The following is a 599-nucleotide window of genomic DNA, read 5'->3' on the forward strand; positions in this document are numbered from 1 at the left end:
AATGGAGTTACTCTTTTTAGCTATATATGAGATTTTATAAAACCATCCACTTAAATCTATTTTCCAAATATACCATTCAACACTCTGAAATATTCTAATCAACATAATCACTCAATTAACTAAAAAAGTCGGTTAATTGCATAACGCTCTTCTGACTTTTCTTGCGAAAGTTAGTGGATCATCAACGTCTTCGATATTAACGTAAATCAAATTTGGATTATCACATAACCACTCATTGTGTATAGACGAAACTATTATTCCCTGTTTAATAATTGTAGCAACAAATTCAGTAACTTCCTTTTGCAAGAGTGCTATCCGGCCTAAGCATAATGCCCGTCCAGTTTTATTATCTCTTGATTCAAATGAGAAGGAAGTTGTTACTCTAAAACGTTTTCCTAAGATTGTTGCGCGTATTTCATCCCGGTTTATTGTTGCCACGCATTTCCCACCGGCGAATCCTTCTTGGCCACCGATAATTCTTGCAAACTGTTGACAAATTGATTCCTCATTAATCGCCATACCTTTAATCATCCCCCCTTTTACTGTTAGGTTATGAATGAATACATCGGTCTGAAACGGTAATGAATCTATTCTATTAC

General features: G+C 34.9%; 1 protein-coding gene. It reads right to left on the reverse strand.

What is annotated here, in order from left to right:
• Positions 1–132 precede the first annotated feature (132 nt).
• Positions 133–519, reverse strand: coding sequence for a DUF1259 domain-containing protein (locus V7038_RS19685; protein ID WP_078174941.1), 387 nt, complete (start codon positions 517–519; stop codon positions 133–135).
• Between the last annotated feature and the right edge of the window lie 80 nt (positions 520–599).

Origin of the sequence: Bacillus sp. JJ783, assembly GCF_036963225.1 — a bacterium.
Lineage (GTDB): Bacteria > Bacillota > Bacilli > Bacillales > Bacillaceae_G > Bacillus_A > Bacillus_A cereus_U.